The organism is Streptomyces sp. B3I8, from assembly GCF_030816915.1.
Classification (GTDB): domain Bacteria; phylum Actinomycetota; class Actinomycetes; order Streptomycetales; family Streptomycetaceae; genus Streptomyces.
Genome location: NZ_JAUSYN010000002.1, coordinates 860,315 through 886,236 on the forward strand (window position 1 = coordinate 860,315; position 25,922 = coordinate 886,236).

At 72.7% G+C, this 25,922-nt stretch carries 26 protein-coding genes and 1 riboswitch; of the genes, 17 read left to right on the forward strand and 9 right to left on the reverse strand.

Features of this window, described 5'->3' with window-relative positions:
- Positions 1-80: 80 nt before the first annotated feature.
- The 4 genes from QFZ64_RS06050 to QFZ64_RS06065 all read left to right on the forward strand — a co-directional run bounded on the left by QFZ64_RS06050 (position 81) and on the right by QFZ64_RS06065 (position 3,336).
- Positions 81-1,106: a 6-phosphofructokinase gene (locus QFZ64_RS06050; RefSeq protein WP_307063101.1), complete on the forward strand. Its 1,026-nt coding sequence runs from the start codon at positions 81-83 to the stop codon at positions 1,104-1,106.
- Between the two features lie 107 nt (positions 1,107-1,213).
- Positions 1,214-2,164, forward strand: a complete 951-nt coding sequence (locus QFZ64_RS06055; protein WP_307063103.1) for a cytochrome c oxidase assembly protein — start codon at positions 1,214-1,216, stop codon at positions 2,162-2,164.
- A 349-nt stretch (positions 2,165-2,513) separates the two neighbouring features.
- Positions 2,514-3,071, forward strand: coding sequence for a DUF3455 domain-containing protein (locus tag QFZ64_RS06060; protein ID WP_307063105.1), 558 nt, complete (start codon positions 2,514-2,516; stop codon positions 3,069-3,071).
- Between the two features lie 106 nt (positions 3,072-3,177).
- Positions 3,178-3,336, forward strand: a complete 159-nt coding sequence (locus QFZ64_RS06065; RefSeq protein WP_307063108.1) for a hypothetical protein — start codon at positions 3,178-3,180, stop codon at positions 3,334-3,336.
- Between the two features lie 14 nt (positions 3,337-3,350).
- Here QFZ64_RS06065 and QFZ64_RS06070 read toward each other — a convergent pair whose 3' ends face one another.
- Genes QFZ64_RS06070 through QFZ64_RS06085 form a run of 4 tightly spaced genes read right to left on the reverse strand, consistent with a single transcriptional unit; the run spans position 3,351 to position 7,553 of the window.
- Entirely contained in the window at positions 3,351-4,559 is a 1,209-nt protein-coding gene (locus QFZ64_RS06070) for a sensor histidine kinase (protein WP_307063109.1), read from the reverse strand.
- Positions 4,556-6,289 (reverse strand): cation acetate symporter, encoded by a 1,734-nt coding sequence (locus QFZ64_RS06075; RefSeq protein ID WP_307063111.1) that lies wholly within the window; start codon positions 6,287-6,289, stop codon positions 4,556-4,558. Before QFZ64_RS06075 ends, QFZ64_RS06070 begins: the two co-directional genes overlap by 4 nt.
- Before the next feature lie 3 nt (positions 6,290-6,292).
- A complete protein-coding gene (locus QFZ64_RS06080) occupies positions 6,293-6,691 on the reverse strand; it encodes a hypothetical protein (RefSeq protein WP_307071595.1) in 399 nt (132 codons plus the stop codon).
- A 46-nt stretch (positions 6,692-6,737) separates the two neighbouring features.
- On the reverse strand, positions 6,738-7,553 hold the full coding sequence (locus tag QFZ64_RS06085; protein WP_307063113.1) for a LytTR family DNA-binding domain-containing protein: 816 nt from the start codon (positions 7,551-7,553) through the stop codon (positions 6,738-6,740).
- Between the two features lie 77 nt (positions 7,554-7,630).
- On the opposite strand from QFZ64_RS06085, the gene QFZ64_RS06090 reads away from it, so the two are divergent.
- Entirely contained in the window at positions 7,631-8,152 is a 522-nt protein-coding gene (locus QFZ64_RS06090; protein ID WP_307063116.1) for an Lrp/AsnC family transcriptional regulator, read from the forward strand.
- Between the two features lie 180 nt (positions 8,153-8,332).
- Positions 8,333-9,931, forward strand: coding sequence for an alpha/beta hydrolase (locus QFZ64_RS06095; protein ID WP_307063118.1), 1,599 nt, complete (start codon positions 8,333-8,335; stop codon positions 9,929-9,931).
- A 125-nt stretch (positions 9,932-10,056) separates the two neighbouring features.
- Here the strand turns inward: QFZ64_RS06095 and QFZ64_RS06100 are convergent, their stop codons facing one another.
- The 3 genes from QFZ64_RS06100 to ddaH all read right to left on the reverse strand — a co-directional run bounded on the left by QFZ64_RS06100 (position 10,057) and on the right by ddaH (position 13,147).
- Positions 10,057-10,779: a 1-acyl-sn-glycerol-3-phosphate acyltransferase gene (locus QFZ64_RS06100; RefSeq protein WP_307063120.1), complete on the reverse strand. Its 723-nt coding sequence runs from the start codon at positions 10,777-10,779 to the stop codon at positions 10,057-10,059.
- Between the two features lie 293 nt (positions 10,780-11,072).
- Entirely contained in the window at positions 11,073-12,302 is a 1,230-nt protein-coding gene (rocD, locus tag QFZ64_RS06105) for an ornithine--oxo-acid transaminase (RefSeq protein WP_307063121.1), read from the reverse strand.
- On the reverse strand, positions 12,299-13,147 hold the full coding sequence (ddaH, locus tag QFZ64_RS06110; protein WP_307063123.1) for a dimethylargininase: 849 nt from the start codon (positions 13,145-13,147) through the stop codon (positions 12,299-12,301). Before ddaH ends, rocD begins: the two co-directional genes overlap by 4 nt.
- A 635-nt stretch (positions 13,148-13,782) precedes the next feature.
- Positions 13,783-13,992: riboswitch (cyclic di-AMP (ydaO/yuaA leader) on the forward strand.
- 3 nt (positions 13,993-13,995) lie between these two features.
- Between ddaH and QFZ64_RS06115 the strand changes: the two genes are divergently transcribed.
- Together QFZ64_RS06115 and QFZ64_RS06120 are read left to right on the forward strand one after the other, a co-directional pair.
- The gene (locus QFZ64_RS06115) at positions 13,996-14,469 is read left to right on the forward strand and encodes a C40 family peptidase (protein WP_307063125.1); all 474 of its coding nucleotides are present in this window, start codon (positions 13,996-13,998) and stop codon (positions 14,467-14,469) included.
- A 135-nt stretch (positions 14,470-14,604) separates the two neighbouring features.
- Positions 14,605-15,159: a DUF6328 family protein gene (locus QFZ64_RS06120; RefSeq protein WP_307063127.1), complete on the forward strand. Its 555-nt coding sequence runs from the start codon at positions 14,605-14,607 to the stop codon at positions 15,157-15,159.
- Between the two features lie 125 nt (positions 15,160-15,284).
- On the opposite strand, the gene QFZ64_RS06125 is transcribed toward QFZ64_RS06120, so the two are convergent.
- The gene (locus QFZ64_RS06125; protein ID WP_307063129.1) at positions 15,285-15,719 is read right to left on the reverse strand and encodes an ATP-binding protein; all 435 of its coding nucleotides are present in this window, start codon (positions 15,717-15,719) and stop codon (positions 15,285-15,287) included.
- Between the two features lie 283 nt (positions 15,720-16,002).
- Between QFZ64_RS06125 and QFZ64_RS06130 the strand changes: the two genes are divergently transcribed.
- Together QFZ64_RS06130 and QFZ64_RS06135 are read left to right on the forward strand one after the other, a co-directional pair.
- Positions 16,003-16,863 (forward strand): helix-turn-helix transcriptional regulator, encoded by an 861-nt coding sequence (locus QFZ64_RS06130; RefSeq protein ID WP_307063131.1) that lies wholly within the window; start codon positions 16,003-16,005, stop codon positions 16,861-16,863.
- Between the two features lie 10 nt (positions 16,864-16,873).
- Positions 16,874-17,152 (forward strand): DUF397 domain-containing protein, encoded by a 279-nt coding sequence (locus QFZ64_RS06135; protein ID WP_307063133.1) that lies wholly within the window; start codon positions 16,874-16,876, stop codon positions 17,150-17,152.
- 50 nt (positions 17,153-17,202) lie between these two features.
- Here QFZ64_RS06135 and QFZ64_RS06140 read toward each other — a convergent pair whose 3' ends face one another.
- Entirely contained in the window at positions 17,203-18,330 is a 1,128-nt protein-coding gene (locus tag QFZ64_RS06140; protein WP_307063135.1) for an 8-amino-7-oxononanoate synthase, read from the reverse strand.
- Between the two features lie 190 nt (positions 18,331-18,520).
- On the opposite strand from QFZ64_RS06140, the gene bioB reads away from it, so the two are divergent.
- The 7 genes from bioB to QFZ64_RS06175 all read left to right on the forward strand — a co-directional run bounded on the left by bioB (position 18,521) and on the right by QFZ64_RS06175 (position 25,902).
- Entirely contained in the window at positions 18,521-19,753 is a 1,233-nt protein-coding gene (gene bioB, locus QFZ64_RS06145) for a biotin synthase BioB (protein ID WP_307063137.1), read from the forward strand.
- Positions 19,746-21,050, forward strand: coding sequence for an adenosylmethionine--8-amino-7-oxononanoate transaminase (locus QFZ64_RS06150; RefSeq protein WP_307063139.1), 1,305 nt, complete (start codon positions 19,746-19,748; stop codon positions 21,048-21,050). The genes bioB and QFZ64_RS06150 overlap by 8 nt, the downstream gene beginning before the upstream one ends.
- Position 21,051: 1 nt before the next feature.
- The gene (gene bioD / locus QFZ64_RS06155; RefSeq protein ID WP_307063140.1) at positions 21,052-21,765 is read left to right on the forward strand and encodes a dethiobiotin synthase; all 714 of its coding nucleotides are present in this window, start codon (positions 21,052-21,054) and stop codon (positions 21,763-21,765) included.
- Positions 21,766-21,915: 150 nt separating this feature from the next.
- Complete coding sequence (locus tag QFZ64_RS06160) at positions 21,916-22,341, forward strand: GNAT family N-acetyltransferase (protein WP_307063143.1); 426 nt, start codon at positions 21,916-21,918, stop codon at positions 22,339-22,341.
- Between the two features lie 212 nt (positions 22,342-22,553).
- Positions 22,554-23,990 carry a hemolysin family protein gene (locus QFZ64_RS06165; RefSeq protein ID WP_307063144.1) on the forward strand — a complete coding sequence of 479 codons (1,437 nt, stop codon included), beginning with the start codon at positions 22,554-22,556 and terminating at the stop codon, positions 23,988-23,990.
- The gene (locus QFZ64_RS06170; protein ID WP_307063145.1) at positions 23,987-25,000 is read left to right on the forward strand and encodes a hemolysin family protein; all 1,014 of its coding nucleotides are present in this window, start codon (positions 23,987-23,989) and stop codon (positions 24,998-25,000) included. Before QFZ64_RS06165 ends, QFZ64_RS06170 begins: the two co-directional genes overlap by 4 nt.
- A 104-nt stretch (positions 25,001-25,104) precedes the next feature.
- Entirely contained in the window at positions 25,105-25,902 is a 798-nt protein-coding gene (locus tag QFZ64_RS06175; protein WP_307063148.1) for an SGNH/GDSL hydrolase family protein, read from the forward strand.
- Positions 25,903-25,922 lie beyond the last annotated feature (20 nt).

Sequence of the window (25,922 nt, forward strand, 5' to 3'; positions counted from 1 at the left end):
CGCTAGGGTGGCGGGGATCGAACCGGACGACGTGGTCCGGTCCCCGGCCCCCGGGCCCAGTGGAGAAGGTAATTCGGGCGATGCGCATTGGTGTCCTCACGTCCGGCGGCGACTGCCCCGGCCTGAACGCCGTCATCCGGTCCGTCGTGCACCGAGCCGTCGTCGACCACGGCGACGAGGTCATCGGTTTCCGCGACGGTTGGCGGGGCCTCCTGGAGTGCGACTACCTCAAGCTCGACCTCGACGCGGTGGGCGGCATCCTCGCCCGCGGCGGCACCATCCTCGGCTCCTCCCGGGTCCGGCCCGAACATCTGCGGGACGGGGTGGAGCGGGCCCGCGGCCACCTCGAGGAGCTCGGTCTCGACGCGGTCATCCCGATCGGCGGCGAGGGCACCCTGAAGGCGGCCCGGCTGCTGTCCGACGCCGGCCTGCCGATCGTCGGCGTGCCGAAGACCATCGACAACGACATCGCGGTCACCGACGTCACCTTCGGCTTCGACACCGCGGTGGGCGTCGCCACGGAGGCGCTGGACCGGCTGAAGACCACCGCCGAGTCCCACCAGCGGGTGCTCATCGTGGAGGTCATGGGCCGGCACACCGGCTGGATCGCGCTGCACTCCGGCATGGCGGCCGGCGCGCATGCCATCGTCGTCCCCGAGCGGCCCTTCGACATCGACGAGCTGACCGCGAAGGTCGGCGAGCGGTTCTCCGCGGGCAAGCGGTTCGCGATCGTCGTCGCCGCCGAGGGCGCCAAGCCCAAGGCAGGCGGCATGGACTTCGACGAGGGCGGCAAGGACGTCTACGGGCACGAGCGGTTCGCCGGCATCGCCCGCCAGCTCGCCCTCGAACTGGAGGAGCGCCTCGGCAAGGAGGCGCGTCCCGTCATCCTCGGCCACGTGCAGCGCGGCGGGACGCCGACGGCGTACGACAGGGTGCTGGCCACCCGCTTCGGCTGGCACGCGGTGGAGGCGGTGCACCGGGGCGAGTTCGGGATGATGACCGCGCTGCGCGGCACGGACATCCACATGGTGTCGCTCGCGGAGGCCGTCGAGACGCTCAAGACGGTGCCCGACGAGCGGTACGCGGAAGCGGAGTGCGTGCTGTAGCGGGCGGCCCGGCATGACCTCGCCCCCGGTCGCGGACGCGGCCGGGGGCGGTTCTACTCTTGGTTCGGACAGACAGCGCCCAACCCCCACGAATCAGGAGCCGGCGGATGGAGCACAGCGGCCACGGCATGGTCATGGATCTGCCGCCGTTCACGCTGGGCCGGGGCCTTCACTGGTCGGCGGACCCGTTCTTCCTCGTCGCCTGCCTGCTGGGACTCGCCCTGTACGGCTGGGGTGTCGCCCGGCTGCTGCGGCGCGGCGACGCATGGCCGGTGGGCCGCACCATCGCCTTCGCCGTGGGTGTGCTGACCGTCATGCTGATGATGTGCACCCGGCTGAACGACTACGGCATGGTCATGTTCAGCGTGCACATGGTGCAGCACATGGTGATCAGCATGCTCTCCCCCATCCTGGTCCTCATGGGCGCGCCCATCACGCTGGCGCTGCGCGCGCTGCCGACGGCGGGGCACGGCCGCAAGGGCCCGCGCGAGCTGCTCCTGATGCTGCTGCACAGCCACTACATGCGGATCGTCACGCATCCGGCGTTCACGATCCCGCTCTTCATCGCGAGCCTGTACGGGCTGTACTTCACGCCGCTCTTCGACTTCCTGATGGAGTCCAGGACCGGACACGCGGCGATGATGGTGCACTTCCTCGCCGTCGGCCTGGTGTTCTTCTGGCCCATCATGGGCGTGGACCCGGGCCCGCACCGGCCCGGCTATCTGATGCGGATGCTGGAACTGTTCGCGGGCATGCCGTTCCACGCGTTCTTCGGCATCGCACTGATGATGGGCTCGACGCCGATGGTCGGGACGTACGAGAACCCGCCGGCCTCACTGGGCATCGACGCGCTGGCGGACCAGACGTCGGCGGGCGGCATCGCCTGGGCGTTCAGCGAGGTGCCGTCGGTGCTGGTGCTGCTGGCGCTGCTGTTCCAGTGGTACCGCTCCGAGCAGCGGCAGGCCCGGCGCAAGGACCGGGCGGCGGACCGGGACGGCGACATGGAGCTGGCGGCGTACAACGCGTACCTGGCCTCGCTCAACGCGCGCGGCAACTGAAGGGCTTCTCGGCGGATCGGCGGATCGGCGGATCGGCGGATCGGCGGATCGGCGGATCGGCGGATCGGCGGATCGGCGGATCGGCGGATCGGCGGATCGGCGGATCGGCGGATCGCTGAGTATCGCGGCATCAGTCGTGGCATTGGTTCGTGGCATCAGTCATGGCATTTCCGGGGCGGAGCGCCGGGTTCCTGCCAAGAGCTCCATTGTCCCGGTGCGCCCCGGCGGCACGCTCTACGCTCTGCGGTCATACGTTCGACGGGGGGCGGGCGCGGATTTCATGTCCGCGTCCGCCCCTTCCCTGGACGCGATCCCTTCCGTCTTCCCTCTGCCCCCTGGAGAGACACCGATGAAACTCGCCACCCGTCTCGCTCTCACCACCACGGCCGTCACCGCCGTGGCCGTCGGCACCTTCTTAGGGGTGACGACCGGCACGGCCGCGGCCACCGGTTCCGGTTCCGACGGCACGGCCCCGCGCGTGCCCGCCGCGTTGAAGGTCCCGGACGGCAACCGGCTCACCGGTGTCTTCGCCGCCGAGGGCGTGCAGACCTACACATGCATCGACGGCGCCTGGAAGTCGCTGGAGCCCGCCGCCACCCTGCGGGCCGCACACAACGGGTCCCACCGCCCCGTCGCCCTGCACACGCGCGGCCCGGCCTGGGTCTCCACGGTGGACGGCAGCGCCGTCAACGCCACCTCGGTCGCCTCCTCGCCGAAGGACGGCGCTGTCGCCGAACTCCTGCTCCAGGCCACCTCCACCCGCGGCTCCGGGTTGTTCGCCGGCGTCTCCTACGTGCAGCGCCTGGACACCGAGGGCGGACTCGCCCCCACCACCGCCTGTACCGGCAGCGACCAGGTGAGCATCCCCTACTCCGCCACCTACGTCTTCTACAAGCCGTCCGCGTGAGGCAGTGACGGGACAGAACGGGACGGGGCGGCCGGTCCGGTCGCCCGGTTCCCCCGCCCGCCGAAGGCGCGCATGATGAGGGGAACGAACCCGTGAGGAGGGTGTGATGCCCGGTTCCACGAAGGCCATGGGGGTGATCACGGTCGGCGGGCTGGTGGTCGTCACCGCCTACACAGTGACGCTCGGCAGCAACGGCTGGCTGTGGTTCGGCTGGGTCGTCCTCGTCCTGATCACCCTCGGCATGGTGGCGTCCCACGGCACCTGAGGCCGCACCACGCCCTACGGTTCCCGGGGCAGCCGGGTCCCCGAGTGGACGCCCGGCTGGTACTTCGGGAGCCGTGCGGTGATCTTCATGCCGGCGCCGGCCGCGGTCTCGATGACAAGGCCGTGGTCGTCGCCGTAGACCTGGCGCAGCCGGTCGTCGACGTTGGACAGGCCGATGCCGCCGGACGGGCTCGTCTCGCCGGCGAGGATGCGGCGCAGCAGCGCGGGGTCCATGCCGGGGCCGTCGTCCTCTATGACGACGAGGGCCTCGGCCCCCGCGTCCTGCGCGGTGATGCTGAGGTGCCGTTTGTCGGCGGCGCCCTCCAGGCCGTGCTTGACGGCGTTCTCCACCAGTGGCTGCAGGCACAGGAACGGCAGTGCGACGGGCAGCACCTCGGGCGCGATCTGCAGGGTGACGGAGAACCGGTCGCCGAAGCGGGCGCGGACCAGGGCGAGGTAGTGGTCGATGGCGTGGAGTTCGTCGGCGAGGGTGGTGAACTCGCCGTGCCGGCGGAACGAGTAGCGGGTGAAGTCGGCGAATTCCAGCAGCAGTTCGCGGGCGCGTTCGGGGTCGGTGCGGACGAAGGACGCGATCACCGCGAGCGAGTTGAAGATGAAGTGCGGGGAGATCTGGGCGCGCAGGGCCTTGATCTCGGCCTCGATGAGCCGGGTGCGGGAGCGGTCGAGGTCGGCCAGTTCGAGCTGGACGGAGACCCAGCGGGCGACCTCGCCGGCGGCCCGGACCAGGACGGCGGACTCGCGGGGCGCGCAGGCCACCAGGGCGCCGTGCACCCGGTCGTCGACGGTGAGCGGGGCGACCACCGCCCAGCGCAGCGGGCAGTCGGGGACGTCGCAGCGCAGCCGGAAGGCCTCGCCGCGGCCGGTCTCCAGGGGACCGCCGAGCCGCTGGAGGATCTCCTCGCGGTGGTGCTCCCCCACCCCCTCCCAGGCGAGCACCGTCTCCCGGTCGGTGAGGCAGAGCGCGTCGGTGCCGAGCAGGGTGCGCAGCCGCCGCGCGGACTTGCGGGCGGTCTCCTCGGTGAGGCCGGCGCGCAGCGGGGGCGCGGCGAGGGTGGCGTTGTGCAGGGTCTCGAAGGTGGCGTGCTCGACCGGGGTGCCGAGGTCGCCGAGGTTCTGCGGGCGGGCGGTGCGCCGACCGAGCCAGAACCCGGCGGCGAGCAGCGGCAGGACGGCGACGCACAGTCCGGCGAGGAATCCGCTCATGCCCGCGCCTCCGTCCGCGCCCGGCCCCCGGTGAGCTGCTCGGGCAGGTGGAAGCGGGCGAGGATGGCGGCCGTGCCGGGCGGGACGCGGCCCGGGGTGGCCAGCGAGACCGAGATCATGGTGAGGAAGCCGAGCGGCACCGACCACAGCGCGGGCCAGGCGAGCAGCGCGTGCAGGGTGCCGGTGCCCGCGCCCGGGTAGCCGGCCATGGTGGCGGTGACGGCGACGAAGGCCGAGCCGCCGCCGCCGAGCATTCCGGCCGCCGCGCCGGGCGGGGTGAGCCGGCGCCACCAGATGCCGAGCACCAGCAGGGGGCAGAACGAGGAGGCGGACACGGCGAAGGCGAGCCCGACCGCGTCCGCCACCGGCAGCCCGCCCACCAGCACACTGGCCGCCAGCGGCACGGCCATGGCGAGCAGCGTGCCGAGCCGGAAGTGGCGTACGCCCCGGCTGGGCAGCACGTCCTGGGTGAGCACGCCGGCCACGGCCATGGTCAGCCCGGAGGCGGTGGACAGGAACGCGGCGAAGGCGCCGCCCGCCAACAGCGCGCCGAGCAGATCCGCGCCGAGGCCGCCGATCAGCCGTTCGGGCAGCAGCAGGACGGCGGCGTCGGCGTTGCCGGTCAGGGCGAGTTCGGGGACGTAGAGGCGGCCGAGCGCACCGTACAGCGGTGGCAGCAGGTAGAAGGCGCCGATCAGGCCGAGGACGGCGACGGTGGTGCGGCGGGCGGCGACGCCGTGCGGGCTGGTGTAGAAGCGGACGACGACGTGCGGCAGGCCCATGGTGCCGAGGAAGGTGGCGAGGATCAGCCCGTAGGTGGCGTACAGCGGGCGTTCCTCTCGGGCGGAGGCGAGGGAGCCGGACATGCCGCCGTCGCCGCGCCGGTCAGCGACGGGGACGCCGGCGCCCTCGGGGAGGGTGAGCCGGGTGCCGCCGGTGACGTGGTGGACGCCGGCCGGAAGCGTGATCCGCTCCCCCGCGCGACGGCGGCCGTCGACCGTGCCGGTGGCGGTGACCGTGAGCGGTTCGGCGAGGCGCAGGTCGAGCCCGGCGTCGACGCGCACGGTGTGCTGCGCGCGCAGGGCGGGGGGTTCGTCGAAGGCGCCGCGGGGTGCGCCGTCGCCCTGCCAGGCGAGCATCAGGAAGAGGGCGGGGACGAGGAGGGCGGTGAGCTTGAGCCAGTACTGGAAGGCCTGGACGAAGGTGATGCTGCGCATGCCGCCCGCGGCGACGATGACGACGACCACGACCGCCACGATGATTCCGCCGAGCGGTGCGGGCGCCCCGGTGAGCACGGCCAACGTCAGCCCCGCGCCCTGGAGTTGGGGCAGCAGGTAGAGCCAGCCGACGCCGACGACGAACGCCCCCGCCAGCCGCCGCACCGGCTGCGAGGCGAGGCGGGCCTCGGCGAAGTCGGGCAGCGTGTAGGCGCCGGAGCGACGCAGCGGGGCGGCGACGAAGAGCAGCAGGACGAGGTATCCGGCGGTGTAGCCGACCGGGTACCAGAGCATGTCGGGGCCCTGGGTGAGGACGAGCCCGGCGATGCCGAGGAAGGAGGCGGCGGAGAGGTACTCGCCGCTGATCGCGGCGGCGTTGAGGCGGGGGCCGACGGTGCGGGAGGCGACGTAGAAGTCGGAGGTGGTGCGGGAGACGCGCAGGCCGAACGCGCCGACGAGGACGGTGGCGAGCACCACCAGGGCGACGGCGGTGACGGAGTAGGTGCGGTCCACGGCTCAGCGGTCCTCCACCAGCCGCACGAAGTCCCGCTCGTTGCGCTCGGCCCGCCGCACGTACCAGCGGGCGAGCAGCACGAGGGGGGCGTAGAGGCCGAAGCCGAGCACGGCCCACTGCACTCCGCCGCCGTGCCGCAGGGTGGCGAACAGCAGCGGCAGTGGTCCCACGAGCAGCACCAGGACGGCGAGCACCACGAGGGCGGCGCGGAGTTGGGAGCGCATCAGGGAGCGGACGTAGGTGTGACCGAGGGTGGTCTGCTCGTCGATCTCGGTGCGCGGCCGGTAGGGGGCGGAGGGGCCGCGGGTGCGGCGAGGCGGTCCGGTGACGACGACACGGCGCTCGGCGGGACGCCGCTCGCCGGGACGGGGCTCGACGGGACGGGGCTCGACGGGACGCAGCTCAATGGCACGGCGCTCGACGGGGTCCTGGGGCACACCGTCCTCCTCAGGTCGTGGTCCGGCGCATCAGCAGGTCCCGCAGTTCGCGGGTGTGCCGACGGCTGACCTGGAGTTCCTCGCTGCCTACCAGGACGCTCACGGTCCCGGCGTCCAGCCGGAGTTCGACGACGTGGCGCAATGCGACGAGGTGGCGGCGGTGGATGCGGACGAAGCCGCGGGCCCGCCAGCGCTCCTCCAGCGTGGAGAGCGGGATGCGGACCAGGTGGCTGCCCTGCGGGGTGTGCAGCCGGGCGTAGTCGCCCTGCGCCTCGACGTGGGTGATGTCCTCGATGGGCACGAAGCGGGTGACGCCGCCGAGTTCGACCGGTATGTGGTCGGGGTCGGGTTCGTGCACGGGTATGCGCGGCGGAGCGCCCTTGGCGGCCGCGTCCTGGGCGTTGGAGTCCTGGGCGGGCGCGCCCTCGGCGGGGACGTCCTTGAGTTGTGCGGCCCGGCGGACGGCCTCCGCGAGCCGTTCCCGGCGCACCGGCTTGAGCACATAGTCGACGGCCTTGAGGTCGAACGCCTGGACGGCGAAGCCCTCGTGGGCGGTGACGAACACGACGAGCGGGGGGCGGGCGAACCCGGTGAGCAGCCGGGCCAGGTCGAGGCCGTCCAGGCCGGGCATGTGGATGTCGAGGAAGACGACGTCGATCGCGTCGGGTCCGTCCGGACCGGACTCCAGTGCGCGGTTGATGCGGCGCAGCGCCTCGGTGGCGTCGCTCGCCCCCTCGGCGCCGGCGATCCTGGGGTCGGCGTTGAGCAGGTAGAGGAGCTCTTCGAGCGAGGGACGTTCGTCGTCGACGGCGAGAGCGCGCAGCATGAAGGTGGAGTGTAGGGGCGATTGGTTCGTCGGGACATGTGCCGAACGCGGAGGTTGTCGCTGGATACAGTGCGGCCATGAACAGCAGGCCGGGCGGTTTCGACGCCCTCGACCGCCAGATCGTCACCGCGCTCACGGCGAACGCGCGGTCCAGCTTCGCCGAGATCGGCTCCGCGGTCGGACTGTCGGCGACGGCGGTCAAGCGCCGGGTGGACCGGTTGCGGGAGACGGGGGTGATCACCGGGTTCACGGCCACGGTGAAGCCGTCGGCGCTGGGCTGGCGCACGGAGGCGTACGTGGAGGTGTACTGCGAGGGTGCGGCGCCGCCGCGCCGGCTCGCGGAAGTGGTGCGCAACCACCCGGAGATCGCGGCGGCGATGACGGTGACAGGGGGCGCGGACGCGCTGCTGCACGTGCGGGCGCGGGACGTGGAGCACTTCGAGGAGGTGCTGGAGCGGATCCGGGCGGAGCCGTTCATCCGCAAGACGGTCAGTTGGATGGTCCTCTCCCACCTGCTGCCGGAGAGTGTGGAGGCGGGCGCGAGCCAGGCCGCCCCGCAGGGGGAGGGGGCGTCGGCGAGCGGGCCCGACGAGGGCTGAACGGAGAGCGGAGGGCGGGCAGTCGGACCGCGAGTACCGCTGGGCGGACGCTTCCGTACCGGATATCGGATTGGCAAAGGAGGCCGACCGCCCCTGTTCTCAGGGACCTCACAGCGACAAGGATCCCCGTAGCCATCGGAAGATTCGTCACGATGTACGGGGAGGTCCCTCTTGAGGGGTATGAGACCGACGAAGCGAGCCACCGCGCTCGGCTCCGCCGGAGCGCTCGTCACAGCGGCGGCACTGATAGCCGGGGCCGTGGCGGCACCGTCGGCCACCGCCGACACGCGCCACGGCCAGGGTCACGGCAGCGAGGCGTACGGCGCCTCGGTCGCCGCCGCGCGGGCCGCGAAGGCCGGGATCGACTGGCGGGACTGTCCGGCCGACTGGGGGCTCGCCGCGCCGATCCAGTGCGGCTGGGTCAGCGTCCCCGTCGACTACGCCAAGCCGAACGGCAAGCAGATCGAGCTCGCCGTCGACCGCATCGGCAACACCGGCACCGCGCGCGAGCGCCAGGGTGCCCTCGTCTACAACCCGGGCGGCCCCGGCGCCTCCGGGCTGCGCTTCCCGGCCCGCGTCACCGCGAAGAACCCGGTCTGGGCCGATGTCGCCAAGGCCTACGACTTCGTGGGCTTCGACCCGCGCGGTGTCGGCCACTCCGCGCCCATCTCCTGCATGGACCCGCAGGAGTTCGTCAAGGCGCCCAAGATGGACCCGGTGCCGGACTCCGAGGCCGACAAGCAGGCGCAGCGCAAGCTGGCCCGCGAGTACGCCGAGGGCTGCGCCGAGCGCACCGGCCGCGCCATGCTGCAGCAGATGACCACCCCGAACACCGCCCGCGACCTGGACGTCATCCGGGCCGCGCTGGGCGAGCGCAAGCTCAACTACCTGGGCGTCTCCTACGGCACCTACCTCGGCGCCGTCTACGGCACGCTCTTCCCGGGGCACCTGCGTCGCATGGTCGTCGACAGCGTGGTCGGCCCCGCGCGGGAGAACATCTGGTACGAGGCCAACCTCAACCAGGACATCGCCTTCGAGGGCCGCTGGAAGGACTGGGAGGACTGGGTCGCCGAGAACGACGCCGCCTTCCACCTCGGCGACACCCGTGCCGAGGTGCAGCAGCAGTGGCTGAAGCTGCGCGCCGCGGCGAAGAAGAGCCCGCTCGGCGGGGTCGTCGGCCCGGCCGAGCTGATCTCCTTCTTCCAGAGCGCCCCGTACTACGACTCCTCCTGGGCACCGGTCGCGAGGGTGTTCAGCAAGTACGTCGCCGGTGACACCCAGGCGCTGGTGGACGCCGCCGCGCCCGACCTCACGGACACCGCGGGCAACATCTCCTCGGAGAACGGCAACGCGGTCTACACGGCCGTCGAGTGCACCGACGCCAAGTGGCCCACGAGCTGGCGGACCTGGGACCGGGACAACACCCGGCTGAACAGGGACTACCCGTTCATGACCTGGGCCAACGCATGGCTGAACCTGCCGTGCGCGACCTGGCCGGTCAAGCAGCAGTCACCGGTGGACGTGCACACCGGCAAGGGGCTGCCGCCCGTGCTCATCGTGCAGTCCACCGAGGACGCCGCCACGCCGTACCCCGGCGCGGTCGATCTGCACAAGCGGTTCAAGGGCTCGCGTCTGATCACCGAGAAGGGCGCCGGCTCGCACGGTGTCACCGGACTGGTGAACCCCTGCATCAACGACCGGGTGGACACGTACCTGCTGACGGGCAGGACGGACCGCTCCGACGTGACGTGCGCCCCGCACGCCACACCGACTCCGTGACGGTGGTGCGGTAACCGCGCCCCGAGGGGCGCGACGAAGGAGGAGGGGGCGGCCGGACCACCGGCCGCCCCCTCCTCCCCTCGTGTCTCGGCTCCCCATTGTGCGTGCGTGGCCGGGAAACGATGTCAGCTCAGCGGCATGCGCGGGAACCTGCGCTCCTTGACCGCCTTTTCTGCCGCTTCCGCCTTCACCACGGCCGCGTACTTGTCGACGTACTCCTGCTCGGAGAGCGACAGGATCGCGTACATGATCTCGTCGGTGATCGCGCGCAGGATCGCCTTCTCGCCCTCCATGCCGGCGTACCGGGAGAAGTCCAGGGGCTTGCCGAAGCGGATCACCACGGGGTGGATGCGGGGGATCTTCCGGCCCGGCGGCTGCGCCTCGAAGGTGCCGATCATCGCGCAGGGGATCACCGGGGCCCCGGTCCTGAGCGCCATCACGGCGACCCCGACCTTGCCCTTGTAGAGCCGTCCGTCGTGGGAGCGGGTGCCCTCCGGGTAGATGCCGAGCAGCTCGCCCTTGTCGAGCACGCCGACCCCCTCCCGGATCGCGGCCTGCCCGGCGTCCTTGCCGGAGCGGTCGACGGGGATCTGCCCCGCGCTGCGGAAGAAGGCGGCGGTCAGCCGTCCCTTGACGCCCGGACCGGTGAAGTACTCGGCCTTGGCGAGGAAGGTGATGCGCCGTTTGAGGACCGCGGGCATCAGGAAGTGGTCCGAGAACGACAGATGATTGCCCGCGACGATCGCGGCGCCGTGGTCCGGCACATGCTCGAGCCCCTCTATCCGGGGCCGGAACGTCAGCCGCAACAGCGGTCCAAGAACCACGTATTTCAGCAGGTAGTAGAACACCGCGGCACTCCTCGCGTTCCCCGGGGAGCGATCAGTGTAGGTGGCGAGGGCGGCGGACGTAACCGCCGTGCGGTCACGCTCTGTCGCTACCGGCGAGTACCGACAGTTGTCGGCCGTCGGGCCGACAACTGCCCCCGCGGAGGGCGGGCGGCAGCCGCCGGGAGCCCGTGCCCGGACGCGTTCCCGTACGGGCACGGGCCGGCCCGCCCGGACACCGGCTTGCCTCGCCCGGGCACTGGGCCCCTACGGGCACCGGCTCCCCCGCCCGGGTGTCGGCTTCCCCGCCCGTGGCCTCAGCCCGCGCGGGTCAGGACCCGTTCCAGCGCCCCGAGTGCCCACCGCAGCTCGTCCGCCGTGATCGTCAGCGGCGGCGCCAGCCGGATCGTGGAGCCGTGGGTGTCCTTGACCAGGACCCCCTCCTCCAGCAGCCGTTCGCCGATCTCGCGGCCCGTGCCGAGCGCCGGATCGATGTCCACGCCCGCCCACAGCCCGCGGGCGCGGAAGCCGACCACGCCCCGGCCGACGAGCTCGGTCAGCCCGTCCCGCAGCACCACGCCCAGCTCCGCCGCCCGGCGCTGGAACTCCCCGGTCGCCAACAGGTCCACCACCGCGGAGCCGACCGCCGCCGCCAGCGGGTTGCCGCCGAAGGTCGAGCCGTGCTCACCCGGGTGCAGCACGCCGAGCACCTCCCGGCGGGCGACCACCGCGGACACCGGCACGATGCCGCCGCCGAGCGCCTTGCCGAGCAGCAGCACGTCCGGCAGCACCCCCTCGTGCTCCACCGCGAGGGTGCGCCCCGTCCGGCCCAGTCCCGACTGGATCTCGTCCGCGACGAACAGCGTCCCCGTGCGCCGGGTCAGCTCCCGGACTCCCCTCAGATAGCCGTCGTCCGGGATGATCACCCCGGCCTCGCCCTGGATCGGCTCGATCAGCACCGCCGCCGTCGTCCCGTCGACCGCCGCCTCCAGCGCCGCGAGGTCGTTGTACGGCACCACGCGGAAGCCGGGCGCGAAGGGGCCGAAGCCGGTCCGGGCCACGGGGTCGGTGGAGAAGCCGACGATCGTCGTCGTACGGCCGTGGAAGTTGTCCGCGGCGACGACGATCGTCGCCCGGTCGTCCGGCACGCCCTTCACGTCGTACGCCCACTTGCGGGCCACCTTCACCGCGCTCTCCACGGCCTCCGCGCCGGTGTTCATCGGCAACACCGTGTCCAGGCCGGTCAGTTCTGCCAGGGACGCGGCGAACGCGGCGAGCCGGTCGTGGTGGAAGGCGCGCGAGGTGAGCGTGAGGCGGTCGAGCTGACGGTGGGCCGCCTCGATCAGCACGGGGTGGCGGTGGCCGAAGTTGAGGGCGGAGTAGCCGGCGAGCATGTCGAGGTAGCGGCGGCCCTCGACGTCCTCCACCCAGGTGCCCTCGCCACGGGCGACGACCACGGGCAGGGGGTGGTAGTTGTGCGCGAGGACCGGTTCCTCGGCGCTGATCAGACCGGCGGTGGTGAGGTGGTCACGGGCGGGAGCGGTCATGAACGGATCTCCTGGGTGCAGCACTTGATGCCGCCGCCGGCCTTGAGGAACTCCGACAGGTCGACGGGGACGGGGACGTATCCGCGGCGGGCGAGCCGGTCGGCGAGGTCCGTGGCGCGCGGAGGGAGGAAGACGTGGCGGCCGTCCGAGACCGAGTTGAGGCCGAGGGCGAGCGCGTCCCGGCGGGTGGCGAGCACCGCGTCCGGGAACAGCCGGGCCAGTACCTCGCGGCTGCCCGGCGAGAACGCGTCCGGGTAGTAGGCGATGTTCGCCTCCCGGCCGGGGGCGGAGGGGGCGCTGGGGTCCACCGGGTCGAGGACGCACAGGGCGGTGTCGAGGTGGTAGAAGTACGGGTCCACCAGACGCAGCCCGATGACCGGGGCGCCGAAGAACTCCTGGGCCTCGCGGTGGGCTTCGGGGGTGGTGCGGAAGCCGGTGCCGGCGAGGATGTACCGGCCGGCCGGAACGAGGTCGCCCTCGCCCTCGCACACCGACTCGGGCCGGTACACGTCGTGGCCGGCGGCCTTGAACCAGGCCGCGTAGGCGCTCGACTCGGGGCGGCGTTCGGGGGCGTGGAAGAGGGAGCCGAAGACGCGGCCGTCCAGGACGAGGGCGGAGTTGGCGGCGAAGACCATGTCCGGGAGGCCGGGGACGGGGGGCACGGTCTCGACGGTGTGGCCGTGGTCGCGGTAGGCGCGGACCAGGTTCCGCCACTGGATCAGGGCGAGGCCGGTGTCGACGGGGACGTCGGGGTGCATCCAGGGATTGATCGCGTACCGGACGGTGAAGTACGTGGGTTCGCAGACGAGGTAGCGCCGAGGGCGCGGCACACGGGATTCGGGCACGAAGGGGTACCTCCGCTGATGCGGTGCCGAAGGGGGTGAGACCACGGTAGAGACGGCGAAGAGCGCCGGACAAGTGATGAAAACTGCGCGTACGCGCAGCTTCACTGCGTGAGAGTGCGGGGGTCCGCAACGTTCTTGCGTGGTGAGGGCCCGCAACGGCTCCTGCCCGGCGGGGGCCCGCATGGGTTCTTGGGCGGCGGGGGCTCGTCATGGCTCACGCGTGGCGCGGAGCCCGCATCCTTCTGGCGCGGCGGCGACCGACCCCGGCGCCCCACGGCCGGCCCGCGGGAGCTCGCGGCCGGCCGACGGTCGGCCGGCGGCCGCCCCCCACGTTCCCTCGCACCCGGCGACACTCCCGGCGCGAGGGGCCGGACGGGGTACCCCCTTTCGGCGTAGACACACCTCGTCTTTCGGGACCCGCCCGGTTGCGCGACCCGGGTGGACACCAAGCGGAACGAGGTGTTCCGGTGCTGGTCCGGGGCTCCTCCCGGTTCTGGACGCGGGCCGAAACAAAGGGTGTTCACTCGAACAGCAGAGTGGTGAGTAACAACACAAACCTCCGGTTCCGTTGGGATTTTCGGACTTCGATGGGTGAAGATCCCTTCCGACAGCCCCCGCCACAAGAGGCGGGGCGGTCCGGGCGGACGCCGAATCCTGCCGCCGCCCGGATGACCGGTCGACAGGAGTGGATCGGCAGGAGTGGAGGACCCGAGCACGACGGGTCGCCGGGACGGACACACGGTCCGTGCCGAGCAGCCCTTGGGGTGAAGCCGCGTCAGCGGCCGGGCAACTTCGCCAGCCCGAATCCGACAGGTCATCCTTCACAGGCGGCTGACGAAGGGTTGCGCATGACTGCGCTCGATCGTGTCCCGTCGCTGTTGACCCGGGCCGGCACCGCCTCGGCCCTCACCCTCGCCGCCGTGGGCGGCAGCATCGCGGTCCCCGGCGTCGCCTCCCAGGCGTCCGCCGCGACCACGGCGACGAAGGCGCTGCACGTCGCGGCGTCGAAGAAGGGCGCCCCCTACCAGTGGGGCGCCACCGGACCGCACCGGTTCGACTGCTCCGGGCTGACGCTGTACTCGTTCAAGAAGGCGGGCAAGAAGCTGCCCCGGACGGCCGCGGCCCAGTACAACAAGACGCGTCACATCTCGTCGTCCCACCGCAAGGCGGGCGACCTGGTGTTCTTCCACACGGGCAGTTACGTGTACCACGTGGGCATCTACGCCGGTAAGGGGAAGATCTGGCACGCGCCGAAGACGGGTGACGTCGTACGGCTGCAGAAGCTGTGGACCAGGAGCGTCTGGTACGGCAGGGTGCGCTGACCGCCCGCCGGGGCCCCGGTACCCGTACTCCGGTGCCGGGCCCCCGGCGTTCGTACCCGCACGGCGGGCCCCGGCACCCCGGTGGTCCGTGCCGGTCAGGGGCATGACGGGCCGTGGAACGGTTATCTGTCAGTCATGGCCGACCGTCCTCACCACGACCAACGCAACGAGACCCCGCTGGAGCGTGCCGACCGCAACTTCGCCGAGCTGCTGCAGGAGGTGCGCGTCACCCAGGCGGGCGTGCAGATCCTGTTCGCCTTCCTGCTGACGCTGGCCTTCACGCAGCGCTTCCCGCACATCGACACGTTCCAGCGCGCGACGTACGTCGTCACGCTGCTGCTGGCGATGCTGGCGGCCGTCCTGTTCACCGCGCCGGCGGCGCTGCACCGCTCGCTGTTCCAGCAGAACGCCAAGCCGCTGATCGTGCAGGTCTCCTCACGACTGGCCTCGGCGGGCCTGGCGGTACTGATGCTGGCGTTCACCGGCTCGGTGCTGCTCGTGGTGGACGTGACGCTGGGCCGGGGGGCGGGCATCGCCGCGGGCGCGGGAACCATGGCGGCATGCGTCCTGCTGTGGGGCGTCCTGCCGCGGCTGGTCCGCCGCACCGGTGTCCGCACGGACCGACAGCAGGTCACCAAGGGCTCCACACAGACGCCCGACGACCCGGACCGGAGGGACTCCGGCGGCTGAGCGGCCGGCCATGCCGCTCCCGGGTCCGGTCGGACCGGGTCCCGTCACGGGCCCGGCTGGATCCCGTCCCGTCACGGGCCCGGCTGGATCCCGTCCCGTCACGGGCCCGGCTGGATCCCGTCCCGTCACGGGTCCGGCTGGATCGCGGGCACCTTCCACGGCAGCTCGATCTCGATCCTCTTCCCGCCCTCCCGGGTGGGCCGCACGCTGAGCCGCCCGCCGTACTCCGCGGTCAGACAGCGCACGATGACCAGACCGCGCCCGTTGTCCCGCTGCACGGCCGCCGGCAGCCGCTCGGGGAAGCGCGGATGGCCATCGGTGACCCCGACGCGGAGCTGCTCGTCCCGGTCCAGGGCGAGGTCGACCGTGAAGGTCGGCGACATCCCCAAGGTGTGCTGCACGGCGTTGGTGGCGAGCTCGGAGACGATCAGGCGCACGGTGTCGGCGGCGTCGGGTGGCAGTCCCCAGTCGGTGAGCACGCCCGCCACGTATCTTCGGGCCGCGCAGACCGAGGCGGGATCGCTCGGCAGAGTGACGGATGCTTCCTGGTGATCTGCCATGGCGACGTCGCCCCTTTCCCACGGGACCGGAGCCCGGCACGGAGCGGACGGTTCGCGTACGGTCCCGGACTTGGTGCTGCGCGTCAGACTGCCACCACCCACGGGCTCCCTGCTGCCGATCCCCCAAGATATGCATATATCTGTCGCCCGAAGCGGTGAACTATCCGATGACCGACCGTATATGGGCGATTGCTCGGTCCATCCTCTACCGTCGCCCACCGGGCCCGCTGTCGCTCACCGTCACCGCGGCGCGTGCGCGCACGCCGGGCGGAAGGAGTCGGCCATGCAGTACGGACCAGCGGTGCGCCGCCGCAAACTCGGCGCGGAATTACGCGCCCAGCGCGCGCAGGCGGGTCTCACCAGCGGACAGGCGGCGTCCCGGGTGGGCTGGCACCAGTCGAAGGTGAGCCGGATCGAGACAGGTTCCAGTGGAGTGAAACCGGCCGATGTGCGGCTGCTGCTGGACGCCTACGGGGTCGTCGACCCGCAGTTGCGCGAGTTGTTGCTGGTGCTCGCGGGGTCGGAGGACGGCGGTGGCCGGCAGAACTGGTGGCACGCGTACCGGGGGGTGCTGCCGCCCGCCTACCGGGACTTCATCAGCCTGGAGTCGCAGGCCTCCGCGATGCGCACGCTGGAGACGCTGGTCGTGCCGGGGCTGTTGCAGACACCGGAGTACGCCCGTGCGGTGACCCGCGCCGCGATCGGTCCGCCGGACGACGCCAACCTCGACACGCTGGTGGAGGTGCGCCTCGCCCGGCAGGACGTGCTGCGCGCGGACCCGCCGCTGCGGATGAGCGCGGTGCTCGACGAGGCGGTGCTGCGCCGCGAGGTGGGCGGCCCCGAGGTGATGGAGGCGCAGCTCAGACGGCTGGTGACGGCCGCCCGTCTGCCCCATGTCCGGCTCCAGGTACTGCCGTTCGCCGCCGGGGCGCACATCGGCATCACCGGCCCTTTCGTTATCTTCTCATTTCCGAGCACTTCTGATCTGGACGTAGTTGTTCTCGACCACTTGACGAGTAGCCTCTATCTCGAACGGAAAGAAGAACTCCAGGCCTACGCCGAGGCCTTCAGCACCTTGCAGAGCAACGCTCTCTCGCCCGAGGACTCGTTGGATCACCTCACCGCGCTCGCCGAACGCGCGTAAGGAGGAACCCATGCCCGCTTCCGCTTCCACTTCCGCTTCTGTCTCCGCCGCCGTGTGCGCCGCCCGCTCCGACATCCCCCGGGCCCTGCCCGCCGGCACGTCCCTGCCCGGGGTGCGCTGGCTGCGCAGCAGCCACAGCACCGGCATGAACAACTGTGTGGAGACGGCCTGCCCGGGCTCCGGACCCTGGGCCGGGCTGGTCGCCGTGCGCGACTCCAAGCGGGTCCCGGGGCCCGCCGTGTGCTTCGCCCCCGGGGCCTGGCGGGACTTTCTCGACTCGCTGGACTGAACCGAACCGCGAACGAACCGAACGGAGCGCATCGACGAGCACCTGCTCGGTCACGGCCGCGTCGCGCGGACCGTCTCGACGGCCTGGTCGATCTGGCCGTCCGTCAGGTCCGCGCGTGCGGTCAGCCGCAGCCGGGAGACACCGTCGGGCACGGAGGGTGGGCGGAAGCAGCCGACGGCGAGTCCCGCCGTCCGGCAGTCCTCCGCCCACCGCACCGCCCGCTCGGGGGACGGTGCCCGCACGGAGACCACGGCCGCGTCCGGCCGTACCGCCTCGAACCCCTCCGCCGTCAGCCGCTCGTACAGGGTGACGGCCACCTCCCGCACCCGGTCGGCACGCCCCGGTTCACGGCGCAGCAGCCGCAGCGCGGCGAGTGCCGCGCCCGCGGCGGCCGGGGCCAGCCCGGTGTCGAAGATGAACGTCCGGGCCGTGTTGACCAGGTGTTCGATCACCGCCGCCGACCCCAGGACGACCCCGCCCTGACTGCCGAGCGACTTCGACAGCGTCGCCGTGACCACCACCTCCGGCGCGCCCGCGAGCCCCGCCCCGTACGGGGCACCCCGGCCACCCGCGCCGAGCACGCCGAGCCCGTGGGCGTCGTCGAGGACCAGACCGGCCTCGGATTCCCGTGCCATTGCGGCCAGTCGGGTGAGCGGTGCCGCGTCGCCGTCCACCGAGAACACCGTGTCGGAGACGACGACGGCCGGACCCCGGTGCGCGCCCAGCGCCTTGCGCACGGCGTCCGGGTCGGCGTGCGCCACGACCTGGGTGGTGCCGCGCGCGAGCCGGCAGCCGTCGATCAGCGAGGCGTGATTGCCCGCGTCGGAGACGATCAGCGAACCGTGCGGCGCGAGTGCCGTGACGGCGGCGAGGTTGGCGGCGTACCCGGTGGCGAGAACCAGGGCCGCCTCGAAGCCGCAGAACTCGGCGAGTTCGCGTTCGAGCGCCGTGTGCAGCTCGGTGGTGCCGGTGACCAGCCGGGAGCCGGTGGCGCCCGCCCCCCAGACGCGGGCCGCCTCGGCGGCCGACCGGGTGATCTCCGGGTGCCGGGCCAGGCCCAGGTAGTCGTTGCTCGCCAGGTCCAGCAGCGGGGAGTCGGCGGGGCGCGGACGCAGGGTCCGTACGAGACCCGCCCGGCGGCGCGCCCGCGCCTGCTCCCCGATCCACCCGAACGCCATGGTCCCTCCGGTGCTTTCGCGCTCACGCCCTCGCCGTCGCGGGCGGTGCGCACGCACGTTTGTAGGCAGTGCACAGACACTAGTGCGGGCGGCAGCCGCCCGAGGTGTGGCAATACCCACACGTCGCACGCCCGGAGTTGTGCGATTCCTCCTTGGCCCGCGCCCCCGTCGTACGTCAGGATCGGTCCCCATGGACCTGCTGAACACGCTGGTGGACAAGGGGCTTCGGCGCGAGACGCCGACCCGCGAGGAAGCGCTGGCCGTCCTCGCCACTTCCGACGACGACGTGCTCGACGTGGTGGCCGCGGCCGGCCGGGTGCGCCGGCACTGGTTCGGTCGGCGGGTGAAACTCAACTACCTCGTCAACCTCAAGTCGGGCCTGTGCCCGGAGGACTGCTCGTACTGCTCCCAGCGGCTGGGCTCCGACACCGGCATCCTCAAGTACACGTGGCTGAAGCCCGAACAGGCCTCGCGGGCGGCTGCGGCCGGGCTGGCGGGCGGCGCCAAGCGGGTCTGTCTGGTGGCGTCCGGGCGCGGGCCGACCGACCGTGACGTGGAGCGGGTCGCCGGCACCATCGCGGCCATCAAGGAGCAGCACCAGGACGTCGAGGTGTGCGCCTGCCTCGGGCTGCTCTCCGACGGCCAGGCGGAGCGGCTGCGCGAGGCCGGCGCGGACGCGTACAACCACAATCTCAACACCTCCGAGGCGACGTACGGGGACATCACCACCACGCACACCTACGCCGACCGGGTCGACACCGTGCGCAGGGCGCACGCCGCGGGGCTGTCCGCCTGCTCGGGGCTGATCGCGGGGATGGGCGAGAGCGACGAGGACCTGGTCGACGTCGTGTTCGCGCTGCGCGCGCTGGACCCGGACTCGGTGCCGGTCAACTTCCTGATCCCGGTGGAGGGCACCCCGCTGGCCGCGGAGTGGAACCTCAGCCCGCGGCGCTGCCTGCGCATCCTGGCGATGGTGCGGTTCGTCTGCCCGGACGTCGAGGTGCGCATCGCGGGCGGCCGCGAGGTGCACCTGCGCACGCTGCAGCCGCTCGCGCTGCACCTGGCCAACTCGATCTTCCTCGGCGACTACCTCACCACGGAGGGCCAGTCCGGCCGCGCCGATCTGGAGATGATCGCGGACGCCGGGTTCGAGGTGGAGGGCGCGGACGAGGTGACGCTGCCCGCGCACCGGTCGGCGGCGGGCGGCGGGTGCGGGGCGGACGCGGGCGGGGCCGCCTGCGGGGCGGACGCGGGCGGTGGTGCCTGCGGGGCGGATGCGGGCGGCGGACGCGACGCCGCCCGTACCGATGCCGTCCTGGCCGATGACGTCCCGACCGACTCGGCCCGTACCGACGCCGCCCGTACCGATCTCGTCGCCGTGCGCCGGCGGGGCGCGGGAACGGATCTCGCGCCCAATGCCTGAACCGGCCGGCGGCCCGTGGAGCGCGGCCGAACTGCTCGCGCTCGACCGGCGGCACGTGTGGCACCCCTACGGCCCGATGCCCGGCCGCGCCGAACCGCTCGTCGTGGAGTCGGCGGGCGGGGTCCGGCTGCGGCTGGCGGACGGTGCCGGGGAACTGGTCGACGGAATGTCGTCCTGGTGGTCGGCGATCCACGGCTACCGCCACCCGGTGCTCGACGAGGCCGCGCGCGAGCAGCTCGGCCGGATGAGCCATGTCATGTTCGGCGGACTCACCCACGAGCCCGCCGTCCGGTTGGCGAAGCTCCTTGTCGACGTGTCTCCGGACGGCCTCGAACACGTCTTCCTCGCCGACTCCGGGTCGGTCTCGGTCGAGGTGGCGGTCAAGATGTGCCTGCAGTACTGGCGTTCGCTGGGGCGCCCCGCGAAGCAGCGGCTGCTGACCTGGCGCGGCGGCTACCACGGCGACACCTGGCACCCGATGTCCGTGTGCGATCCCGAGGGCGGGATGCACGAACTGTGGCAGGGGGTGCTGCCGCGCCAGGTGTTCGCCGACGCGCCCCCGGAGGAGTACGAGGAGACGTACGCCGCGCACCTGCGCGCGCTCGTGGAACGCCACGCGCACGAGCTGGCCGCGGTGATCGTCGAACCGGTGGTGCAGGGCGCGGGGGGCATGCGGTTCCACTCCCCCGCGTATCTGCGGGTGCTGCGGGAGGCGTGCGACGCGCACGACGTGCTGCTGGTGTTCGACGAGATCGCGACCGGCTTCGGGCGCACGGGAGCGCTGTTCGCCGCCGACCACGCGGCGGTGACGCCCGATGTGATGTGCGTGGGCAAGGCGCTGACCGGCGGTTATCTGACACTGGCGGCCACGTTGTGCACGGCCCGGGTCGCCGAGGGCATCTCGCGCGGCGAGGTGCCGGTGCTCGCGCACGGACCCACGTTCATGGGCAATCCGCTGGCCGCCGCCGTGGCCTGCGCCTCGATCGGACTGCTGCTGGGCCAGGACTGGCGGGCGGAGGTCGGACGGATCGAGGCGGGGCTGCGCGACGGGCTCGCCCCGGCCCGCGAGCTGCCGGGTGTACGGGACGTGCGGGTGCTCGGCGCGATCGGGGTGGTGCAGCTCGACCACGAGGTCGACATGGCGGCGGCGACGAGGGCGGCGGTGCGCGAGGGCGTGTGGCTGCGGCCGTTCCGCGACCTCGTCTACACGATGCCGCCCTACGTCACCGGGGACGAGGATCTGGCACGGATCGGCCGCGCGGTGTGCGCGGTGTGCGCGGCGGCGCGGGAGGCGTGAGATGACGGTTCTGGTGGTCTCGGGGACCGGGACGGAGGTCGGCAAGACGGTGGCGACCGCCGCCGTCGCCGCGGTGGCGGTCGCGGACGGCCGGTCGGTCGCCGTCCTGAAGCCGGCGCAGACCGGGCTGGCGCCCGGCGAGCGCGGGGACGCGGAGGAGGCGGTACGGCTGTCGGGGGCCGCCGCGTGGCACGAGCTGGCGCGGTATCCCGAGCCGTTGGCACCCGCGACGGCGGCACGACGGGCCGGGCTGCCGCCGGTGCGGCCGGCCGACGTGGCCGAGACGGCGGAGAAACTGGCAACCGAGTACGACCTGGTGCTCGTCGAGGGAGCGGGCGGGCTGCTGGTCCGCCTCGACGACGACGGCGGCACCCTGGCGGACGTGGCGGGCATGCTGTCGGCGCGCGTGCTCGTCGTCGCCCCGGCAGGCCTCGGCACCCTCAACGCGACGGAGCTGACGACGCGGGAACTGGGGCGGCGGGGCCTGACTCCGGCAGGCGTCCTGGTCGGCACATGGCCGGCCCGGCCCGGCCTGGCGGCGCGCTGCAACGTGACCGACCTGCCGACGGTGACCGGGGTCCCCCTGGTGGGCGCGGTCCCGGAGGGAGCGGGCGGGTGGCCACCGGCGGTCTTCCGCGCCGGGGCCAGGAAGTGGCTGGCGCCGGAGCTGGGCGGGACGTGGCGGGTGGAAGCGCTGCCGTGGGCGGACGAGTAGACGGGCGGGCGTGGGGCGCTGCCGGTGAGGGAACCGGTTCGACCACGGACGCACCGGTCGACCACGGACGCACCGGTCGACGGCGGGAAACCGGCCGAGGGCGGGGAAACCGGTTCGACGCCCGCGCCCGCCCTCTGTTTCGCTCCTCCCATGAACGATCTTCACCTTCACATCCGCCACGCCGCCCCCTCCGACATCGACACCGTGCTGCTGTTCTGGCGTACGGCGGCGGAGGGGACGAGCATCAGTGACGACCGTGACGGTGTGGCACGGCTGCTCGCCCGGGACCCCGAGGCGCTGCTCCTCGCGGAACGCGAGGGAACCCTCGTCGGGACGGTGATAGCCGGCTTCGACGGCTGGCGGTGCCACGCCTACCGACTGGCCGTGCGCCCGGACCACCGCCGGCAGGGCATCGCGCGCGCCCTGCTGGAGGCGGCGGAGCGGCGGTTCGTCGCCCTCGGCGGGCGGCGGTCCGACGCCATGGTCCTGGAGGCCAACGAGCGTGCGCACCGCGCGTGGGGGGCGGCCGACTACCACCGCGAGGACCACTGGCGTCGCTGGGTCAAGCCGCTGTGACCGCCGTTGTCCACAAGCCCGCCGGACACTTTTGCCCATCCTTTACCCTGGTGGCATCGCATGGTCCCCTCTGGGGATCACCCGTCCCTCCATGAAAGGTGTGAACGTCCCCGCATGGGCGAGCCTCCCAGTAGTACCCACCACGCACCCCGGGGTGACCGGCGCCGTCCGGACCTCGCGTCCCGGGCCGGGCACCGGACGGAGATGACCCGATGACCGAGGTGTTCCTGCTGCTGGTGGCGGTGGCACTGTCGTTGGCGTGCGGGGCGTTCGTCGCCGCGGAGTTCTCGCTGACCACCGTCGAGCGCGGCGACCTCGAACGGGCCGTGGAGCGCGGTGAGCGCGGAGCGGCGGGCGCCCTGAAGGCCGTGCGGCACCTCACGTTCCAGCTCTCCGGCGCCCAGCTCGGCATCACCGTCACCAACCTGGTGGTCGGCATGCTCGCGGAGCCGTCGATCTCCAAGCTGCTCTCGGGGCCGCTGGAGGACATCGGCATCCCGTCCTCGGCGTCCACCTCGGTGGCCCTCGTGCTCGGCACGGCGGTCTCCACGGTGTTCCTGATGGTCGTCGGCGAGCTCGTGCCGAAGAACTGGGCGATCTCCACGCCGCTGGCGATGGCCAAGCGGGTGGGGACGCCGCAGAGCTGGTTCAGCGCGGCGTTCCGCCCCTTCATCACCCATCTCAACAACACGGCCAACCACGTCGTACGACGCTTCGGCTTCGAGCCGGCCGAGGAGCTGGCGCACGCGCGCGGGCCCCAGGAACTGATCGCGCTCGCCCGGCACTCGGCGAAGGAGGGGGCGCTGGAGGCGGACACCGCCGAGCTGTTCGTGCGCACCCTCAACCTCGCCGATCTCACCGCGGAGAACGTGATGACCCCGCGCGTGCAGGTCGTCGCCCTCGACCTCCAGGCGACCTGCGAGGACGTGGCGAACGCGACCCGGGCGACGGGGTTGTCCCGCTTCCCGGTCTACCGCGAGAGCCTGGACTCCGTGGTGGGCGTCGCGCACATCCGGGACGTCCTCGCGGTCCCGGCCGCCGAGCGTCCCCTGCGCACGCTCGGCCAGGTGATGCGGGAACCCCTGTTCGTCCCCGAGTCGCTCACCGTGGACCGGCTTCTCGACCGGCTGTCGGGGCGGCAGACCATGGCCGTCGTCATCGACGAGTACGGCGGTACGGCCGGGGTGGCCACGCTGGAGGACATCGTCGAGGAGGTGGTCGGCGAGGTGCGGGACGAGCACGACCCGCACGAGACGTCCGACCTGGCCCCGGCCGGCGTGGACGACGACGGCCGCGCGCGGTACGACGCCGACGGCTCCGCCCGCCTGGACCAGCTCGCGCGGGTGGGGCTGCGGGCGCCGGACGGACCGTACGAGACGCTCGCCGGACTGGTGGCGGCCGAACTCGGCCGGATACCGGCCGAGGGCGACCGGGTCGAGGTCGCGGGTTGGCGGCTGGACGTGGTGGACGCCGGGGGTCGCCGGGCGGCCCGGGTGCTGCTGCACGCGCCACTGCCGGAGGACGCCGGGGGCGCCGGGGGCGGAAGGCGCGGAGAGCCAGGCGGGAACGGGAGAAACGGGGCACACGGGACGCACGCACCACACGGGACGCAAGGTGAGAACGAGGCACACGGGGAGGAGCGTCGATGACCGCCGTCCAGCTACTGATCGGCCTGCTCACGCTGGTCGCGAACGCCTTCTTCGTGGGGGCCGAGTTCGCGCTGATCTCGGTGCGCCGCAGCCAGATCGAGCCGCGCGCGGAGGAGGGCGACCGGCGGGCGCGTGCGGTGCTGTGGGGGCTCCAGCACGTGTCGGCGCTGCTGGCGGCGGCACAACTCGGCATCACCCTGTGCACGCTGGTCCTCGGCGTGGTCGCCGAACCGGCGATCGCGCATCTGCTGGAGCCGGTGTTCCACGCGGTGGGCGTATCGACGGGCGCGGGGCACGCGGTGTCGTTCGTGATCGCGCTGGCGCTGGCCACGTATCTGCACATGCTGCTCGGCGAGATGGTGCCGAAGAACGTGGCGCTGGCCGAGCCGATACGGACGGCGCTGCTGCTCGGTCCGCCGCTGGTCGGGCTGGCCCGCGCGCTGCGGCCGGCGATCTTCCTCATCAACGCCTTCGCCAACGCGCTGCTGAGGCTGTTGCGGGTGGAGGTGAGGAACGAGGTCGCGGCCACGTTCTCGGACGACGAGCTGGCCCGTCTCGTGCGGGACTCCAGCGAGGCCGGGCTGATCGACGAACGGGCGCAGGAGCGGCTGCGCGACGCGTTGGAGCTGGGGCGCCGGCCGGTGCGGGACGTGGTACTGCCCCTGGAGAAGATCGTCTACGCGCGCGTGGGCATCACTCCGGAGCAGCTGGAGCAGTTGTCCGCGCGGTCCGGTTTCTCGCGCTTCCCGGTGGTGGACGCGGGCCGGCGGATCGTGGGGTACCTGCACGCGAAGGACGCGCTGGACGCCGGGCCTCGCGGGGTGCCGTTCCCGGTCCAGGAGATGCGGGCGATCGCCCGGGTCCGGGAGACCACACCCCTGGACGACGTGCTCACCGCGATGCGGCGCGGCCGTGCCCACCTGGCAGCGGTACTCGGTACGGACGGGCGGCTGTCGGGGCTGGTGACGATGGAGGACGTCCTGCGGGAGCTGTTCGGCCGGCCCGCGTGAGGGGACCGGGCCGGACGCGGGCCCGGCAGGGGCGGGGCACCGGCTCCCACCGGTCGGTGGCCACCGACCGACGGGTATGCGGAGCGCGTTAGCATCGGGACGCCATGCAGACGAACGCTCCTCACCTCAGCCCCCCGTACTCCAGCCTGGTCGCGGTCGGCGACTCCTTCACGGAGGGCATGTCGGACCTGTTGCCCGACGGCACCTACCGCGGCTGGGCCGATCTCCTCGCCGGACGGATGGCCGCGGTGTCACCCGGTTTCCGGTACGCCAACCTCGCGGTGCGGGGCAAGCTGATCGGCCAGATCGTCGACGAGCAGGTCGACGTGGCCGCCGCGATGGGCGCCGAAGTGATCACACTGGTCGGCGGTCTCAACGACACGCTGCGGCCCAAGTGCGACATGGTCCGGGTACGGGACCTGCTGACGGAGGCGGTGGAGCGGCTGGCCCCGTCCTGCAAGCAGCTCGTGCTGATGCGCAGCCCGGGCCGGCAGGGGCCGGTCCTGGAGCGGTTCCGGCCCCGTATGGAGTCCCTGTTCGAGACGGTCGAGGTGCTCGCGGAGCGGCACGGGGCGGTGGTGGTCGACCTGTACGGGGCGCCGTCGCTCTCCGATCCCCGGATGTGGGACGTGGACCGGCTGCACCTGACGCCCGAGGGGCACCGCCGGGTGGCCGAGGGTGTGTGGCAGGCGCTGGGCTACGAGGCGGAGGACGTGGACTGGCGCACGCCGTTGGCGGCGAGCGCCCCGGCCGCGTGGCTGTCGCGCCGGACCGCCGACGTCAGGTTCGCCCGGCAGCACCTGCTCCCCTGGATAGCCCGCCGTCTGACCGGCCGCTCCTCGGGCGACGGCCGTCCCCCGAAGCGCCCCGACCTCCTCCCGTACGAACCCCCGGGCGCCTGAATAGAGGCGCGGGGAACTGC